Source organism: Micromonospora sp. WMMD734 (assembly GCF_049178975.1).
GTDB lineage: Bacteria > Actinomycetota > Actinomycetes > Mycobacteriales > Micromonosporaceae > Micromonospora > Micromonospora wenchangensis.
In genome coordinates this window covers 312,623-328,220 of record NZ_JBMHMK010000001.1, presented here as the reverse complement: position 1 = coordinate 328,220, position 15,598 = coordinate 312,623, and the positions used below count along the sequence as shown (strand labels likewise).

The 15,598-nt window shown below is 72.2% G+C and carries 19 protein-coding genes; 11 read left to right on the top strand and 8 right to left on the bottom strand.

All coding sequences use genetic code 11. From position 1 onward, the window contains the following. Positions 1 to 48: 48 nt before the first annotated feature. Positions 49 to 648: a cytochrome c oxidase subunit 3 gene (locus ACN267_RS01520; protein ID WP_204959347.1), complete on the bottom strand. Its 600-nt coding sequence runs from the start codon at positions 646 to 648 to the stop codon at positions 49 to 51. Between the two features lie 108 nt (positions 649 to 756). On the opposite strand from ACN267_RS01520, the gene ACN267_RS01515 reads away from it, so the two are divergent. From ACN267_RS01515 to ACN267_RS01495, 5 genes are all read left to right on the top strand, one after another. Beyond that, the gene (locus ACN267_RS01515; RefSeq protein WP_204959348.1) at positions 757 to 1,791 is read left to right on the top strand and encodes a cytochrome c oxidase assembly protein; all 1,035 of its coding nucleotides are present in this window, start codon (positions 757 to 759) and stop codon (positions 1,789 to 1,791) included. A 176-nt stretch (positions 1,792 to 1,967) separates the two neighbouring features. Then, positions 1,968 to 2,363: a hypothetical protein gene (locus ACN267_RS01510; protein ID WP_204959349.1), complete on the top strand. Its 396-nt coding sequence runs from the start codon at positions 1,968 to 1,970 to the stop codon at positions 2,361 to 2,363. 85 nt (positions 2,364 to 2,448) lie between these two features. Next, a complete protein-coding gene (gene trpD, locus ACN267_RS01505; protein ID WP_421487748.1) occupies positions 2,449 to 3,495 on the top strand; it encodes an anthranilate phosphoribosyltransferase in 1,047 nt (348 codons plus the stop codon). 253 nt (positions 3,496 to 3,748) lie between these two features. Continuing rightward, positions 3,749 to 3,955: a hypothetical protein gene (locus tag ACN267_RS01500; protein WP_204959351.1), complete on the top strand. Its 207-nt coding sequence runs from the start codon at positions 3,749 to 3,751 to the stop codon at positions 3,953 to 3,955. A 63-nt stretch (positions 3,956 to 4,018) separates the two neighbouring features. Continuing rightward, the gene (locus ACN267_RS01495; RefSeq protein ID WP_204959352.1) at positions 4,019 to 4,429 is read left to right on the top strand and encodes a VOC family protein; all 411 of its coding nucleotides are present in this window, start codon (positions 4,019 to 4,021) and stop codon (positions 4,427 to 4,429) included. A gap of 131 nt (positions 4,430 to 4,560) precedes the next feature. On the opposite strand, the gene ACN267_RS01490 is transcribed toward ACN267_RS01495, so the two are convergent. Both ACN267_RS01490 and coxB read right to left on the bottom strand, forming a co-directional pair. Then, positions 4,561 to 4,986: a cytochrome c oxidase subunit 4 gene (locus ACN267_RS01490; RefSeq protein WP_204927841.1), complete on the bottom strand. Its 426-nt coding sequence runs from the start codon at positions 4,984 to 4,986 to the stop codon at positions 4,561 to 4,563. A 10-nt stretch (positions 4,987 to 4,996) separates the two neighbouring features. Further along, positions 4,997 to 5,968, bottom strand: coding sequence for a cytochrome c oxidase subunit II (coxB, locus tag ACN267_RS01485; RefSeq protein WP_421487747.1), 972 nt, complete (start codon positions 5,966 to 5,968; stop codon positions 4,997 to 4,999). A gap of 170 nt (positions 5,969 to 6,138) precedes the next feature. Between coxB and ACN267_RS01480 the strand changes: the two genes are divergently transcribed. After that, positions 6,139 to 7,290, top strand: coding sequence for a cysteine desulfurase family protein (locus tag ACN267_RS01480; RefSeq protein WP_421487746.1), 1,152 nt, complete (start codon positions 6,139 to 6,141; stop codon positions 7,288 to 7,290). A 149-nt stretch (positions 7,291 to 7,439) separates the two neighbouring features. Next, complete coding sequence (locus ACN267_RS01475) at positions 7,440 to 7,655, top strand: sulfurtransferase TusA family protein (RefSeq protein WP_421490366.1); 216 nt, start codon at positions 7,440 to 7,442, stop codon at positions 7,653 to 7,655. Between the two features lie 81 nt (positions 7,656 to 7,736). On the opposite strand, the gene ACN267_RS01470 is transcribed toward ACN267_RS01475, so the two are convergent. After that, positions 7,737 to 8,096, bottom strand: coding sequence for a hypothetical protein (locus ACN267_RS01470; RefSeq protein WP_421487745.1), 360 nt, complete (start codon positions 8,094 to 8,096; stop codon positions 7,737 to 7,739). Positions 8,097 to 8,199: 103 nt separating this feature from the next. Between ACN267_RS01470 and ACN267_RS01465 the strand changes: the two genes are divergently transcribed. Then, complete coding sequence (locus ACN267_RS01465) at positions 8,200 to 9,048, top strand: helix-turn-helix domain-containing protein (protein WP_363792291.1); 849 nt, start codon at positions 8,200 to 8,202, stop codon at positions 9,046 to 9,048. 16 nt (positions 9,049 to 9,064) lie between these two features. Beyond that, positions 9,065 to 9,274, top strand: a complete 210-nt coding sequence (locus ACN267_RS01460; protein WP_421487744.1) for a DUF397 domain-containing protein — start codon at positions 9,065 to 9,067, stop codon at positions 9,272 to 9,274. Positions 9,275 to 9,391: 117 nt separating this feature from the next. On the opposite strand, the gene ACN267_RS01455 is transcribed toward ACN267_RS01460, so the two are convergent. The 4 genes from ACN267_RS01455 to ACN267_RS01440 form a co-directional block, all read right to left on the bottom strand. Then, on the bottom strand, positions 9,392 to 9,883 hold the full coding sequence (locus ACN267_RS01455) for an AAA family ATPase (protein WP_421487743.1): 492 nt from the start codon (positions 9,881 to 9,883) through the stop codon (positions 9,392 to 9,394). 5 nt (positions 9,884 to 9,888) lie between these two features. Beyond that, the gene (locus ACN267_RS01450) at positions 9,889 to 10,866 is read right to left on the bottom strand and encodes a carbohydrate kinase family protein (RefSeq protein ID WP_421487742.1); all 978 of its coding nucleotides are present in this window, start codon (positions 10,864 to 10,866) and stop codon (positions 9,889 to 9,891) included. Between the two features lie 106 nt (positions 10,867 to 10,972). Next, positions 10,973 to 11,341, bottom strand: coding sequence for an iron-sulfur cluster insertion protein ErpA (erpA, locus tag ACN267_RS01445; RefSeq protein ID WP_204959360.1), 369 nt, complete (start codon positions 11,339 to 11,341; stop codon positions 10,973 to 10,975). A 175-nt stretch (positions 11,342 to 11,516) separates the two neighbouring features. Continuing rightward, complete coding sequence (locus tag ACN267_RS01440; protein ID WP_204959361.1) at positions 11,517 to 12,677, bottom strand: glycerate kinase; 1,161 nt, start codon at positions 12,675 to 12,677, stop codon at positions 11,517 to 11,519. A gap of 71 nt (positions 12,678 to 12,748) precedes the next feature. Between ACN267_RS01440 and nadA the strand changes: the two genes are divergently transcribed. Beyond that, a complete protein-coding gene (gene nadA / locus ACN267_RS01435; RefSeq protein WP_204959362.1) occupies positions 12,749 to 13,948 on the top strand; it encodes a quinolinate synthase NadA in 1,200 nt (399 codons plus the stop codon). A gap of 237 nt (positions 13,949 to 14,185) precedes the next feature. Beyond that, the gene (gene murA, locus ACN267_RS01430; RefSeq protein WP_204959363.1) at positions 14,186 to 15,541 is read left to right on the top strand and encodes a UDP-N-acetylglucosamine 1-carboxyvinyltransferase; all 1,356 of its coding nucleotides are present in this window, start codon (positions 14,186 to 14,188) and stop codon (positions 15,539 to 15,541) included. Positions 15,542 to 15,598: the final 57 nt, after the last annotated feature.

Here is a 15,598-nt window from a genome sequence, read left to right as displayed (position 1 = left end):
CCTTGTCTCAGGGGACGGAGCAGCGGCGCGGAACGTGACACGCCAAGATCACTGAAGCCAGTAGATCATGCCGTACAGCCCGATCCACACGACGTCGACGAAGTGCCAGTAGTACGACACGACGATCGCCGACGTGGCCTGGGCCGGGGTGAACCGGCCCATGGTGGTGCGGATCATGAAGATGATGAAGGCGATGAGACCGCCGGTCACGTGCAGGCCGTGGAAGCCGGTGGTCAGGTAGAACATCGACCCGTAACCGTCTTCGTTGATCTTCACGCCCTCGTGCACCAGGGTCAGGTACTCGTTCGCCTGGCCGAGCACGAAGATCAGGCCCATCACGAAGGTGACAGTGAACCAGCGCCGCAGGGCGTGCACGTCACCCTTCTCGGCCGCGAACACACCGAGCTGGCAGGTCACCGAGGACAGCACCAGGATCACCGTGAAGGTGGTCGCATAGGGGATGTTGAGGACCTCGGTGTGCTTCTCCCACTGCTCCGGCGCCGCCGCGCGGATCGAGAAGTACATCGCGAACAGCGCCGCGAAGAACATGAGTTCGCTGGAGAGCCACACGATCGTCCCGACGCTGACCATGTTGGGCCGCGTCAGAGAGTGGATCCGGCTCTTGTCAATGGCTGGGGCCGCAGTCACGCGGTCATTATTGCCCTTGACCGGGGCGGGCGATCAGCGGGGGGCCAAACCCGGGTGAGGGATGGCCCGATCGTGGCGGTCCGGTTCGCCTGGCCTAGCCTGAAAAGCGTGCTGCACGTCGATTCGATCTTCGCCGCCACCTCGACGGCCCCGCCCATCAGCCTCGCGGCGGGCGGCGTCGAGGTACCGCCGCCGTTCGACATCACCCGGGTCTTCACCGAGACCCGGCTGGACAGCTGGCTCGCCCTGGGCCTGGTCCTCGCCGCCGGCCTCTACCTCTACGGGGTGCACCGGCTACGGCTGCGCGGCGACCGCTGGCCGGTCATCCGTACCGTCTGCTTCCTCGGGCCGGGGCTGGGCGGCATCGCCGCGGTCACGGTCAGCGGCCTGCACGCCTACGACACCGCCCTGCTCTCGGTGCACATGGTGCAGCACATGGTGCTGTCGATGATCTCCCCGATCTTCCTGGCCCTGGGTGCGCCGGTCACCCTGGCGCTGCGCACCCTGCCGGTCGGCCCGCGCAAGCGGCTGCTGGCGGTCGTGCACAGCCGGATCGCCCGGATCTACGGCTTCCCGCTGGTGGCGTTCGCCATCTTCGTGGTCAACCCGTTCGCGCTCTACTTCACCGACCTGTACCGCTACACCCTCGAACACGCCTGGGCGCACGAGCTGGTGCACGCGCACTTCATCATGACCGGCTGCGTGTTCTTCTGGCCGCTGCTCGGGCTCGACCCGCTGCCCGGCCGCTGGCCGTACCCGGCGCGGGCGCTGCTGATGCTGCTGTCGGTGCCGTTCCACACCGTGCTCGGGCTCACCATCATGCAGAGCACCACGCTGTTCGGCGGCGACTGGTACCCCTCGCTGGGCCTGGCCTGGTCGGACCCGTGGAACGACCAGGTGGTCGCCGGCGGCATCCTGTGGGCCGGTGGCGAGTTCGTCAGCGTGACGATGATCGCCGTGCTGGTGGTGCAGTGGATCAAGCAGTCCGAGCGGGAGGCCCGCCGGGTGGACCGCGAACTGGACCGGCAGGAGGCCCGCGACCGCGCCGCCGCGGCCACCGCTGTCCCCGCCTCCGACGCCGTGACCACCGCCCCCGCAGGTCCGCCCGCCACCCCCGCCACGGCCCCCGGAACCCCGTCCTGAGCTGCCGGGACACCCGGTCCGCCGGGGGCCGGCAGGCGGGATGTCGGGTACGCCACACCGCCCGGTACGATCAACGGGCAGCAACGAGGAGTACAGCCCATGAGTGAGCGCAGCGAGCGAGTCAGGCTCAGTGCGACGGTGCCTCATCACGGCACGGAGCGAAGCGGAGTGTCGGCATGAGCGAGCGTCTCTGCACCGTCCTGCTCTACAGCGACGACCAGCAGGTCCGCGACCGGATGCGGCTGGCCGTCGGCACCCGTCCCGCGCCGGGCATCCAGATCGAGTTCGTCGAGGCGTCCGACTACTTCGGCTGCGTCCGGCTGGTCGACGACTACGAGATCGACCTGATGCTGCTCGACGGCGAAGCCAGCCCCGGCGGCGGCATCGGCATCGCCCGCCAGATCAAGGACGACCGGGACGACGCACCGCCCACGTGCGTGGTCATCGCCCGGGCCGCCGACCGATGGCTCGCCTCGTACGCGCAGGTCGACGGCGTGCTGATGCACCCGCTCGACCCGGTGACCACCGGCACCACGGTCGCCGAGCTGCTGCGTACGCACGCCGCCGCCTGAGTCGCAGACACTCGGCGGCGCCCAGGCGCCCGGGGTGACGGGCGCACCCGTCCACCCGCACCCACGCCCGCTCGGGAGGCCCACCATGGGCGATCGGACCTGGCCGCACCTGCTCAACGCGCTGCTGCGTGGCGACGAGCTGTCCACCGCCGACACCGCCTGGGCGATGAACGAGATCATGGCCGGTGCCGCCGTACCGGCGCAGATCGCCGGGTTCGCGGTCGCGCTGCGGGCGAAGGGCGAGACCCCGGCCGAGCTGGCCGGCCTGGTCGAGGCGATGCTCGGCAACGCGGTGCCGGTGACGCTGCCGGAGGAACTGCGGCGCACCGCGGTCGACGTGGTGGGCACCGGCGGTGACCTCGCCCACACGGTCAACATCTCGACGATGACCGCGTTGGTGGTGGCCGGGGCCGGGGTCCGGGTGGTCAAACACGGCAACCGGGCCGCCTCGTCCCTGTGCGGCACCGCCGACCTGCTGGAGTTCTTCGGCGTACCGCTGGATCTCGGCCCGGAGCAGGTGGCCCGGTGCGTGGCCGAGGCGGGCATCGCCTTCTGCTTCGCGGCCCGGTTCCACCCCGGGATGCGTCACGCCGGCCCGGTCCGGCGGGAGATCGGCGTGCCGACCGCGTTCAACTTCCTCGGCCCGCTGACCAACCCGGCCCGGCCGCACGCCGGGGCGGTCGGCTGCTTCGACGCCCGGATGGCCCCGGTGATGGCCGAGGTTTTCGCCGGCCGGGGCGACTCGGTGATCGTGATGCGCGGCGAGGACGGCCTGGACGAGTTCACCACCGCCGCGCCGACCCGGGTCTGGGTGGCCCAGCACGGCACCGTACGGGAGGCGCTGCTGGACGCGGCCGACCTCGGGGTACCCCGGTCCACCCTGGCCGACCTGCGGGGCGGCGACGCGGCGCACAACGCCGCCGTGGCCCGGCGACTGCTGGCCGGCGAGACCGGTCCGGTCCGCGACGCGGTCCTGGTCAACGCGGCCGTCGCGCTGGCCACCCAGACCCCGCTGGACGGTGACCTCACCGAGGCGGTCCGCGCCGGCATGGCCCGGGCCGCCGAGTCCGTCGACTCGGGGGCGGCGGCGGCCGTCCTGGAACGCTGGGTCGACGTCGCCCGGTCCCTCTGACCCTCTCCCGTCCCGCTGACTCCCGACCGCCTCCGCAACGGTGGACCGGCCGGCCCGGTCGGCGCGTCACGCGGGGTGCACCCTGCCCGCGTGACGCGGGCGGGCGGCGTGACGCGCGGAACGTCGAGGTGACGGGCTGGTGGGGTGGCGGGGAACTGTCGGAGGGGCGTGGGAAACTACATCGGAGTAGTTTTCCGTTTCCGGTGATGGCGGCGATGGCCATCGGCGGCTTCCGGAGCGAGAGGAGACGCCCGTGTCGGACCGCGAGCTCTACTGCGACACCTGCGAGGGCGTTCAGCCGTTCGAGACACCGCCGTGCCCCGACGGTCACGGCGTCGACTGCCCCGAGCTGGCCTGCACCGGCTGCGGGGCGGCGGTGCTGATCGCGACCTTCGCCTTCCAGCCCACCCGCCTGGCCGACCGTCGCCGCCGCCCGTCGGCCGGTCGTCACGCGGCCTGACCCCTGCGGCTCCCGGTCCCGTCGCGGGCTCCCGCCCGCTGGGCGGCATGGCAGGATCACCTGATGCTCCGACTCACGGATTTCATCATCGACTGCCCGGACACGATAAAGCTGGCGGACTTCTATGCCGCGGTGACGGGTCGCCCGGTCAAGGCGGGCAGCGACGAGGAGTGGGCCGGCATCCGGTTCGGCGAGATCGAGCTGGCCTTCATCAGGGTGGCGGACTACCGCGCCCCGCAGTGGCCCGACGGCGCGCACCCCAAACAGTTCCACCTCGACTTCGAAGTCGACGACATCGAGGCCGAGCAGCGTCGCGTCCTGACCCTCGGCGCGACGCTGGCGCAGGACTTCGTCGGCCCCGACGGCTACGGATGGCGGGTCTACACCGACCCCGTCGGTCACCCCTTCTGCCTCTGCCGCAACCGGGGCGTCACCTGGACCGACCAGGGACCCGTCTGGCCCGAGCCGGCCTGATCCACCCAACCGGGCCGAAACAGCGGCATCAGGCCCGCCGGGATACCGCGACTTCGGCGCGCCGGAGTCGATCACCTGACGACGACGGGCCCGCCTCCCGGGTAGGGAGCGGCGGGCCCGTCGTCGTCAGGTCAGTGCTCGGCGGTGCGCCGGGTGCCGGAGTAGTACTCGAAGAGCAGGCCGCAGGCGGCGAAGATGACCATCACCAGGCCCAGCCCGAGCAGCCAGAACTGCCAGAACACCAGGCCCAGACCGGCGACCGCGGCGGCCAGCGCCAGCCCGAACGGCCAGTAGCTGCCGGGGCTGAAGAAGCCGATCTCGCCCGCGCCGTCGGCGATCTCACCGTCCGGCCGGTCCTCCGGGCGCAGGTCGATACGGCGGGAGACGAACCAGAAGAAGCCGCCGCACATCGCGCAGAGCAGGAAGGACAGCAGCAGGGCCACCGTGCCGACCCACTCGACCTGGCCGCCGTCGCCGTAGGTCCACGCGCCGTAGAGGGCCGTCGCGCCGAGCAGGAACACGGCGATGATCAGGAAGATACGCCACTCGGTCTTCATGCCGGATACCTCAGTTTCCCGCGCTCGCGGACGCGTCGTCCGGGTTGAAGTTGTCCTTCGTACGACGGGTGTCGAACGGCTGCGTGGTCGTCGCGTACGGATCCTGGCCGATGGCGGTCAGCGCCTCCTGCGTCGACTTGCCGTCCCGCTTGGCCGCGAGGAACTGGTCGTACGCCTCCGGCGAGACCACCCGCAGCTCGAAGTTCATGAAGGCGTGGTAGCTGCCGCACAGCTCGGCGCAGCGGCCCACGTACGCGCCCTCGGACTCCAGCTTGGAGACCTCGAACACGTTACGGATCTTGCCGGGCATCACGTCCCGCTTGAACAGCAGCTCCGGCACCCAGAAGGAGTGGATGACGTCGCGGCTGGTCTCCTCGAACCGGATGGACCGGTTGGTCGGCAGCACCAGCACCGGGATGACCTCGCTGGTGCCCAGCACCGACGCCACGGTGTTGGCCTCGGTGCCCTGGCCGTCGCGGTAGTTGAACTGCCAGTTCCACTTGAAGGCGACGACCTCGACGGTGACGTCGGGGTTCTTCGTCGTGCGCACCACGTCGGTCTGCACCACGGCCGTGTAGTAGAACAGCACGGAGACGATCAGGATCGGCGCGATGGTGTAGAGGAACTCCATCGGCAGGTTGTAGCGGGTCTGCACCGGCAGCTCGTTGCCGCGCTTGCGGTAACGCACGACGCACCAGAAGATCAGGCCCCAGACGAAGACACCGACCGCCAGGGCGGCGATGCAGGAGGCGATCCACAGGTCGTACATCCGGTGCGACTCGGGGGTGATGCCGCCCTGCGGCCAGCCGAAGCCGTCGACCGAGCGGCCGACGTCACACCCGGTGAGCAGAACCAGCAGCGCAGCTCCGCCGAGACCGAGCCCGGCGAGCCGGCCAGCACCACGCCGCCGACGCACACCGGCTCCGGGGGAAGCACCGTGCCGTACGGCCGACGGCCGTACCTCCGAACTCCTTGCGACCACCTGGTCCTGCCTCCCTAGCGCGCCGCGGTGGGGCTTTCCATCAGCACCGACGGCAAAGGCGTCACCGACGGTCGCAGATTACTCGACCATGGCGGGCTCGACGGTCTTGGGGTCAGTGTCCGCCCCCATCGGGGGGTGCCTCCGTCCCCGACGCGATAGCGTCTGCGGTCGTGAGTGCCCACCCGGTCTACCTGGACGCGGCCACCGCCGCGCCGCTGCACCCGGTCGCCCGGCAGGCGCTGCTGGCCGCCCTCGACGACGGCTGGGCCGACCCCGCCCGCCTCTACAGCCGGGCCCGCCGCGCCGGCCAGCTCCTCGACGCCGCCCGCGAGGCCACCGCCGCCACCCTCGGCGTCCGCCCCGACGAGGTCTCCTTCACCCCCAGCGGTACGCACGCCGCGCACTCCGCCGTGCTCGGTGGCCTGGTCGGCCGGCAGCGGACCGGGGCGACGCTGGTGCACTCGGCGATCGAACACTCGGCGGTGCTGCACGCCGCGCAGCGGCACGTCGCGGCCGGTGGGACCGCCACCTCCGTACCGGTGGACCGGCTCGGCCGGCTCGACCTGGATGCCTGGTCGGCGACGGTGCACTCCCCCGGGGTGGCGCTGGCGGCGTTGATCGGGGCCAGCCACGAGGTGGGCACCGTGCAGCCGGTCGCCGTGGCCGCCGAGTCCTGCACCGCCGCCGGGGTGCCGCTGTACGTCGACGCGGCCCAGCTCGTCGGCCGGGTGCCGGTGCCCGCCGGCTGGTCGGTGCTGACCGCCAGCGCGCACAAGTGGGGCGGTCCGCCCGGGGTCGGGCTGCTGGTGGTCCGCAAGGGCACCCGCTGGGAGTCGCCGTGGCCGGCCGACGAACGGGAGTTCGGGCGTACCCCCGGGGTGGTGAACCTGCCGGCCGTGGTGGCGGCGGCGGCGAGCCTGCGCGCGGCGGCCGCCGACGCGGCGGCCGAGGCGGCGAGGCTGACGCCCCTGGTGGACCTGATCCGGTCCCGGGTCGCCGCCGAGGTGCCGGACGTGGAGGTGGTCGGCGACCCGGTCGACCGGCTCCCCCACCTGGTGACGTTCTCCTGCCTGTACGTCGACGGCGAGGTGCTGCTGCACGCGCTGGACCGGCGCGGCTTCGCCGTCTCCTCCGGTTCCTCCTGCACCTCCTCGACGCTGCGCCCGTCGCACGTGCTGGAGGCGATGGGGGTGCTGTCGCACGGCAACGTCCGGGTCTCGCTGCACCGGGAGACCACCGGGGCGGACGTCGAGCGGTTCCTCGCCGAGCTGCCCGGGATCGTCGCCGACCTGCGCGCCGACGCCGGCGTGGTGGGCCTGTGACCGGGCCGGACGACCTCCCCACCGGGCCGGACGGCGACGGGCCGGTGACCACCCCGCCCGACCCGACCCGCCCGCCGACCAGGACGGGCGACGACGGGTCCACCCCCATCGATCGCCCGACCGGGGCCAGCAACGACGGGGCCGGGCCGGTGGAGGTGCTGGACTGTCGGGGGCAGCGCTGCCCGCTGCCGGTGATCGCGCTGGCCCGCCGGCTACCCGAGCTGCCCGTCGGCGCGGTGCTACGGGTCCTCGCCGACGACCCAGCCGCCGCCGTCGACATCCCCGCCTGGTGCCGCATGCGCGCCCACGAGTTCGTCACCACCCTCCCCGAGGGCCCAGGCTACGAAGTACGCCGCACCCACTAACCCCACCCCACCCACCCCTCTCGCCCTCCCCCGCCCCACCCACTCCGTCGATCATGGAGTTGTGGTGGCCGATCTGCGGCATTACTGCTGGTTCGAAGGCACCACAACTCCATGATCGACAGAAGCGGGGGTGGTGGGGGTGGGGGTGGGGGTGGGGGTGGGGGTGGGGGTGTCGATCCAGATCAGGTGGAGGCGGCGGCCGGTGCGGGCGAAGAGGCGCAACGCGCTCTCGGCGGTGGCGAAGTGCCCGGTCGACGTTCTCCCGTCGTGGCGCAGCAGGGCGCTGTCGGGGAAGGCCAGGCCCCAGGCGAAGACCGCGCCGTCGAGGCGGTCGCCGTACTCCTCGCAGAGCGCGAACCGGCGTGGGGCGAACTCGTTCGCGAGGTCGACGAGCATCAGGTGGGACTCCTCGGGCGTGCCGAGCGGCGCGGGGTCAGGCATGAGCACCTCCAAGAGTCGTTGCTATACGTATAGCTTCTATCCTTGCTCTTCGGAAGACTCGACGGCATGATGTTCTCGTCGGTACACGTGGTGGAGGCGATACATGGGCAGGCGAACAGATCCTTCGGCGCTGCGTTGGCTGATCGGTGCCGAGCTGGGTCGGTACCGCCGCGAGGCACCGATGACGCTGACCGAGCTGTCGGCCAGCACCGGCATCGGCAAGCCGAAGCTCGGCCACATGGAGACCGGCCGTTACCAGCAGTTTCCCGAGGACATCGCGGCCGTGCTCCGCGCCTGCGGGGCCGACCAGCCCGCGATCGACCGGCTGACCACGCTGGCCGGCCGCTCCGACGCCAAGACCTGGTGGGCACCCTGGGCCGCGGTGATGCCGGACTGGTTCAAGACGTACGTCGGGCTGGAAGGGCTGGCCGACGGGGCGTTCGTTTTCGAGTCGATGGTCATCCCCGGTCTGCTCCAGACCGAGGAGTACGCCCAGGCGCTGACCCTGGGCACCGGGTTCGTCCGCCCCGACCACGCCGAGCGCTTCGTGTCGTTCCGGCAGACCCGGGCCCGGCGGCTCACCGACGACGACCCGCTCACCCTGCACGCGGTGATCGGCGAGGCGGCGCTGCGGCTACGGGTCAACGGCGACGAGACCCGACGGGCCCAGCTCGCCCACCTGGCCACCATGTCCGAGCTGCCGAACGTCACCGTGCAGGTGCTCCGCCCCGAGGACGGCCCGCACGCCGCCGGTGCGATCGGCAAATTCGTCCTGCTGGACTTCGCCAACGTCCGCCCGATCGCCTACACCGAGGTACTGGACGGGGCGATGTACGTGCAGGACCCGGACGGGGTCCGCACCTATAGCATGGTGGCAGACAACCTGCGCCAGGTCGCCCTCTCGCCCGCCGAGTCACGCGCGCTGATCAGGGAGTTGGCCGGCGCGGCCTGACCCCCCGGAGGCCACCGTGCGCACCCCCGACCCCACCACCGCCCGCTGGTTCACCAGCAGCCGCAGCACCAACAACGGCGACTGCGTCGAGTGCGCCGTCCTGCCCGACGGGGTGGCGGTGCGGGACAGCAAGGACCGGTCCGGCCCGGTGCTGATCTTCCCCGCCCGTCAGTGGGCGGCGTTCGTCGCCGCCACCCCGACCCGCTCCCCCGGTCAGGCCGGCTGACCCCGCCCGGCTCGGGCCGCCTTCCCCGAAACCGGCCGCCAGCCGAACCGGCCGCACGCCAGGTGCCCGGACCGGGACCGCCAGGTGCCCGGACCGGGACCGCCAGGAGGGCCGGGATCAGGTGAGGTAGCGGAGGATCGCCGGGAGCGGGTCGATCGGGATGGTGGTGTCGACCACCAGGCGGGGGCCGATCAGCGGTTCGTACCCCGTGCCGCGCTGCCGGGTCTGCTCCCAGGTCGGGGCGAGCGGGTCGGCCGTGTGCCGGGCCTCGACCCGGCGGCGCAGTTCCGCCTCGTCGCCGCAGTACACCTCGATCAGCCGCAGCGGCACCCCGGCGCGTTCGGACAGCTCGAACCAGAGCTCCCGGGTGCCGGCTGCGGGGTTGGCCGCGTCGACCACCACGCTCGCGCCCAGCCCCAGCTGCACCTCGACCAGCCCGGCCAGCGCGTCGTAGCCGGCCTGGCCCGCCCCGGGGCCGGTCAGCCCGTGCCGGGCCAGCGCCCGCTCGATCGGGTCGACCGCCAGCACTGTCGCGCCCAGCGCCACGCCGACCTGCCCGGCGAGGGTGCTCTTACCCACCCCCGGCAGGCCGGCGAACACGACAAGCATCTGCGTCATGGCACCAGGTGCTGCCGCACGTCCTCGGCGGCGGCGTCACCGTACGAGTCGGCCAACCGCTTGACGAACAGGTCGCGGCGCACCTCGTACTCCTGGGTGCCGACGGTCTCCAGCACCAGGGTGGCCAGCAGCGAACCGACCTGGGCGGCGCGTTCCAGGCCGAGCCCCCAGGACAGGGCGGCGAAGAAACCGGCCCGGAAACCGTCGCCGACACCGGTCGGGTCGACGGCCCGGATCTCCCGGGCGATCGGCACCCGGAACGGCTCAGCGTCCCGGGTGGCGATCTCGACGCCGTCCTTGCCGAGGGTCGTGACCCGCACCTTCACCCGCTCCAGGAGCTGGGCGTCGGTCAGGCCGGCCTTGCTCTGCAACAGCGACTTCTCGTAGTCGTTGGTCATCAGGTACTCGGCGTCGTCGATCAGCGAGACCACGTCGTCGCCGTCCATCCGGGCGAGCTGCTGGGACGGGTCGGCGACGAAGGGGTAGCCCCGGTCCCGGCACTCGGCCGAGTGCCGGATCATCGCCTCCGGGTCGTTGGCGCTGACCAGGACCAGGTCGAGGCCGCCGAGCCGGTCCGCGACGGGGCCCAGCTCGATGTTGCGGGCCTCGCTCATCGCGCCGGCGTAGAACGAGGCGATCTGGCACATGTCGGTGTCGGTGGTGCAGACGAAGCGGGCGGTGTGCGCCACCTCACTGACGTGCACCGAGTCACAGTCCACGCCGTGCCGCTCCAGCCAGGAGCGGTAGTCGGCGAAGTCGGCACCGACCGCGCCGAGCAGGACCGGACGCAGCCCCAGCTGCCCCATGCCGAAGGCGATGTTGGCGGCCACCCCGCCCCGCCGCAGCACCAGGTCGTCCACCAGGAAGGAGAGCGACACCTTGTGCAGCTGGTCGGCGATGAGCTGGTCGGCGAAGCGACCCGGGAAGCTCATCAGGTGGTCGGTCGCGATCGAGCCGGTCACGGCGATCTTCATGTCAACCCTCGGGGTCGGGAGCAGGGCGCGGGTCAGCCTACCGGTCCGGGCGGGACGACGAGGGGGCCGTCCCGGCGCGGGACGGCCCCCTCGGACGGACCTGGACTCAGCTGAACGAGTCGCCGCAGGCGCAGGAGCTGCCCGCGTTCGGGTTGTCGATGGTGAAGCCCTGGGCGTCGATCCGGTCGGCGAAGTCGATGGTCGCCCCGGCGAGGTAGGGGGCGCTCATCCGGTCGACGACGACCTCGACCCCGTCGAAGTCGGTGACGACGTCACCGTCGAGCGAACGCTCGTCGAAGAAGAGCTGGTACCGCAGGCCGGAGCAGCCACCCGGCTGCACCGCGACCCGCAGCCGCAGGTCGTCGCGGCCCTCCTGCTCGATCAGGGCCTTGACCTTCTGCGCCGCGACGTCGGTGAGGACGACGGAAGTGGGGGCCTGGGCCTCGGTCGGGTCGGTCTGCGCTGGCGTGGTCACGTGGAAATCTCCCTGCGCGGTATGGGTCCGGACACCCTGGCCAACAGCACGTGTCGCCCAGTGATTCCCGGTGTGGTCCAGCTCCGATCGTACGCCGCCCCGGCGGCGTCCACCCGGGCGGCGCGATCGCCGCCCGCCGGCCGCCCCCGGAACCGGCCGGATCCGCCCCGGCAGCTCAGCGGCTCCACTGCCGGGCCAGCCGCGCGCCGAGCGCCCGCAGCCCCTCGGCGGGCCGGCCCATCGCCGCCGCCAGCCCGCCGCGTTCCTCGCCGCCGAAGTGCTCCACCAGGCTGTACGCCTCGGTCACCCCGGCGGAGGCGGCCTCCCGTCGGCCGGTGCTCACCCGCCCCGCCAGCACCACGCAGGGCACCCCCCGGTCGCGGGCCGCGCCCGCCACCCCGGCGACCACCTTGCCGCGCAGCGACTGGTGGTCGAACGAACCCTCTCCGGTGATCACCAGATCGCAGTCGTCAAGCGCGGCCTCCAGCCCGATCGCCCGGCCGACCAGGTCGATGCCGGATTCGCAGCGCCCACCGAGGGCGAGGATCGCCGCGCCGAGGCCGCCGGCCGCACCGCCCCCGGGCAGCGTGCCCAGGCCGGGCGGGCAGCCGGGCAGGTCCCGTTCCAGCACCGCCGCCCAGCGCTCCAACGCGGCGTCGAGCAGCAGCACGTCGGCCCGGTCGGCGCCCTTCTGCGGGCCGTAGACGCTGCTCGCGCCGTGCAGGCCGAGCAGCGGGTTGTCCACGTCGGTGGCGGCGACCAGGGTCGCGCCGCGCAGCCGGGGGACGCCGTCGAGGGCCGCGACGGCGGTCAGCGCCGCCCCGCCGTACGGCAGGGCCCGGCCGGCGTCGTCGAGCGGGGTCGCGCCGAGCGCGGCGAACAGGCCGGCTCCGCCGTCGTTGGTGCCGGAACCGCCCAGCCCGACCACCACCGTGCGGGCCCCGTGCTCGACGGCGGCGGCGACCAGCGCGCCGAGGCCGTACGAGGTGGTGGCCTTCGGGTCGCGTTCGGCGGCGGACAGCAGGTGCAGCCCGCACGCCTGGGCGCTCTCCAGGTAGCCGACGCCGTCGGCGGTGAGCAGGATCTCACCAGAGACGGGCCGGCCCAGCGGGTCGACGGTCGGCACCGGCACCCGGCGGCCGTCGAGCGCGCCCGCGAGCACCGTGACGAAGCCCGGCCCGCCGTCGGCGAGGGGACGGATCAGCAGCTCGTCCGCGTCGGCCACCTCGCGCCAACCGGCGGCGACGGCCGCCGCCACCTCGGGGGCCTCGATGGTGCCGGCGAACTTGTCCGGGCAGAGCAGCACGCGCATGCCCCCGAGTGTGGCAGGCCACATCGGCGCACAGCAGTGTGGCAGCCCACACCGGCAGCGGTCGTGCGAACGGCCCGTTGTGGGACCATGAGGACGTGACTTCGACCTGGGTGGAACCCTCCAACACGGCGACCGCGCTGCTGCTCCTCGGCCGTGGCAGCGACCCCGCCACCGAGCGTGGCGTGGAGTGTCCGGGAGACCTGCCGGCGCCGAGCGACCCGGACCTGGTGGCCCGGGCGACGGCGGCGAAGGCCGCGCTGGGCACGAAGGTGTTCGTCCTCGGCCACCACTACCAGCGCGACGAGGTGATCCAGTTCGCCGACGTCACCGGCGACTCGTTCAAGCTGGCGCGGGAGGCCGCGGCCCGGCCCGACGCGGAGTACATCGTCTTCTGCGGCGTGCACTTCATGGCCGAGAGCGCGGACATCCTCACCACCGACGCGCAGCGGGTGATCCTGCCCGACCTGGCCGCCGGCTGCTCGATGGCCGACATGGCGGTGCTGTCGCAGGTCGAGCGGGCCTGGGAGGTGCTGACCGACCTGGGTGTCGCGGCGGACACCGTCCCGGTGACGTACATGAACTCCTCGGCGGACATCAAGGGTTTCGTCGGCCGTAACGGCGGGGTGGTCTGCACCTCGTCGAACGCCAAGCGGGCGCTGGACTGGGCCTACGCCCAGGGTTCGAAGGTGCTGTTCCTGCCCGACCAGCACCTGGGCCGCAACACCGCGGTGCTGGAGCTGGGCTACTCGCTCGACGACTGCGTGCTCTACGACCCGCACAAGCCGAACGGCGGGCTCACCGCCGAGCAGGTCCGCGACGCGAAGATGATCCTGTGGCGGGGGCACTGCTCGGTGCACGGCCGGTTCACCCTGGACAGCGTGCAGGACGTCCGGGCCCGGGTGCCCGGGGTCACCGTGCTGGTGCACCCGGAGTGCCGGCACGAGGTGGTCACCGCCGCCGACCAGGTCGGCTCCACGGAGTACATCATCAAGGCGATCGAGGCGGCCCCGGCCGGGTCGGCGTGGGCGGTCGGCACCGAGCTGAACCTGGTCCGCCGGCTGGCGCTGGCCCACCCGGACAAGCAGATCATGTTCCTGGACAAGGCGGTCTGCTACTGCTCCACGATGAACCGGATCGACCTGCCGCACCTGGTCTGGGCGCTGGAGGAGCTGGTCGCCGGCCGGGTCGTCAATCAGATCACCGTCGATCCGGACACCGCGCACCACGCCCGGGTGGCGCTGGACCAGATGCTCGCGTTGCCGGGTGCCGACACCCCGCCGCCGGCCACCACCTGATTACCCGAAGTCACCGTCGAGGTACGGAAACGTGCCGGAATCCCCGGTTCGTTCCCGTACCGGTGCGGTGACCAATTCCCAATTCGTCACGGAGGGCTATGCTGCCGGGGCGACGTACCACGGGGACCGTTTTGGGCCGGCCCCGTTCCGGGTAGCTGCACAGCTCGTACCGGACAGCTGGACAGCATGCCCCACCATCGACTCACCCCGCACCACCCGACGCGCTGGAGGTTTGCGTTGACGGACGACGTCCTGGTCGTACACGGAGGTACTCCGCTCGAAGGGCGGATCCGCGTGCGCGGCGCGAAGAACCTGGTCTCCAAGGCGATGGTCGCGGCCCTGCTGGGCGACTCGCCCAGCAGGCTCTTCGACGTTCCCAAGATCCGTGACGTCGAGGTGGTCCGCGGGCTGCTCGGCCTGCACGGGGTGAAGGTGACCGACGGCGTCGAGGACGGCGAGTTGGTCTTCGACCCGTCCAACGTCGAGAGCGCCAGCACCGACCAGATCAACGTGCACGCCGGATCCAGCCGGATCCCGATCCTGTTCTGCGGCCCGCTGCTGCACCGCCTCGGCCACGCCTTCATCCCCGACCTGGGCGGCTGCCACATCGGCCCCCGCCCGATCGACTTCCACCTGCAGGCGCTGCGCGAGTTCGGCGCGACGGTCGACAAGACCCCCGAGGGTCTGCACCTGTCCGCGCCGAACGGGCTGCACGGCACCAAGTTCGCCCTGCCGTACCCGAGCGTCGGCGCGACCGAGCAGGTGCTGCTGACCGCGGTGATGGCCGAGGGCGTCACCGAGCTGCGCAACGCCGCCGTCGAGCCCGAGATCATCGACCTGATCTGCATCCTGCAGAAGATGGGCGCGATCATCAAGGTGCACACCGACCGGGTGATCGAGATCCAGGGCGTCAAGAAGCTGCACGGCTACACCCACCGGCCGATCCCGGACCGGATCGAGGCGGCGAGCTGGGCGGCGGCGGCGCTGGCCACGCGGGGCCACGTCGAGGTGCTCGGCGCGCAGCAGGCCGACATGATGACCTTCCTCAACATCTTCCGCTCCGTCGGCGGCGAGTACGAGGTCACCGACGCCCGCCCGCCGAAGCTCGGCGACCCGGGCCAGGAGGGCGGCATCCGCTTCTGGCACCCGGGCGGCGAGCTGAACGCGGTGGCGCTGGAGACCGACGTGCACCCCGGGTTCATGACCGACTGGCAGCAGCCCCTCGTGGTGGCGCTGACCCAGGCCCGGGGCCTGTCGATCGTCCACGAGACGGTCTACGAGCAGCGGCTGGGCTACACCGAGGCGCTGAACTCCATGGGTGCCAACATCCAGGTCTACCGGGACTGCCTCGGCGGCACCCCGTGCCGGTTCGGCAGGCGCAACTTCAAGCACTCCGCGGTGATCGCCGGGCCGAGCAAGCTGCACGCCGCCGACCTGGTCATCCCGGACCTGCGGGCCGGGTTCAGCCACCTGATCGCGGCACTCGCCGCCGAGGGCACCTCCCGGGTGTACGGCGTCGACCTGATCAACCGGGGCTACGAGGACTTCGAGGCCAAGCTGGCCAACCTCGGCGCGCACGTCGAGCGGCCGTAACCACACGCGTTCCGCGGCCGGTCCGACCGCTGCCCGTCGGCCCGGCCGACCCGCTCC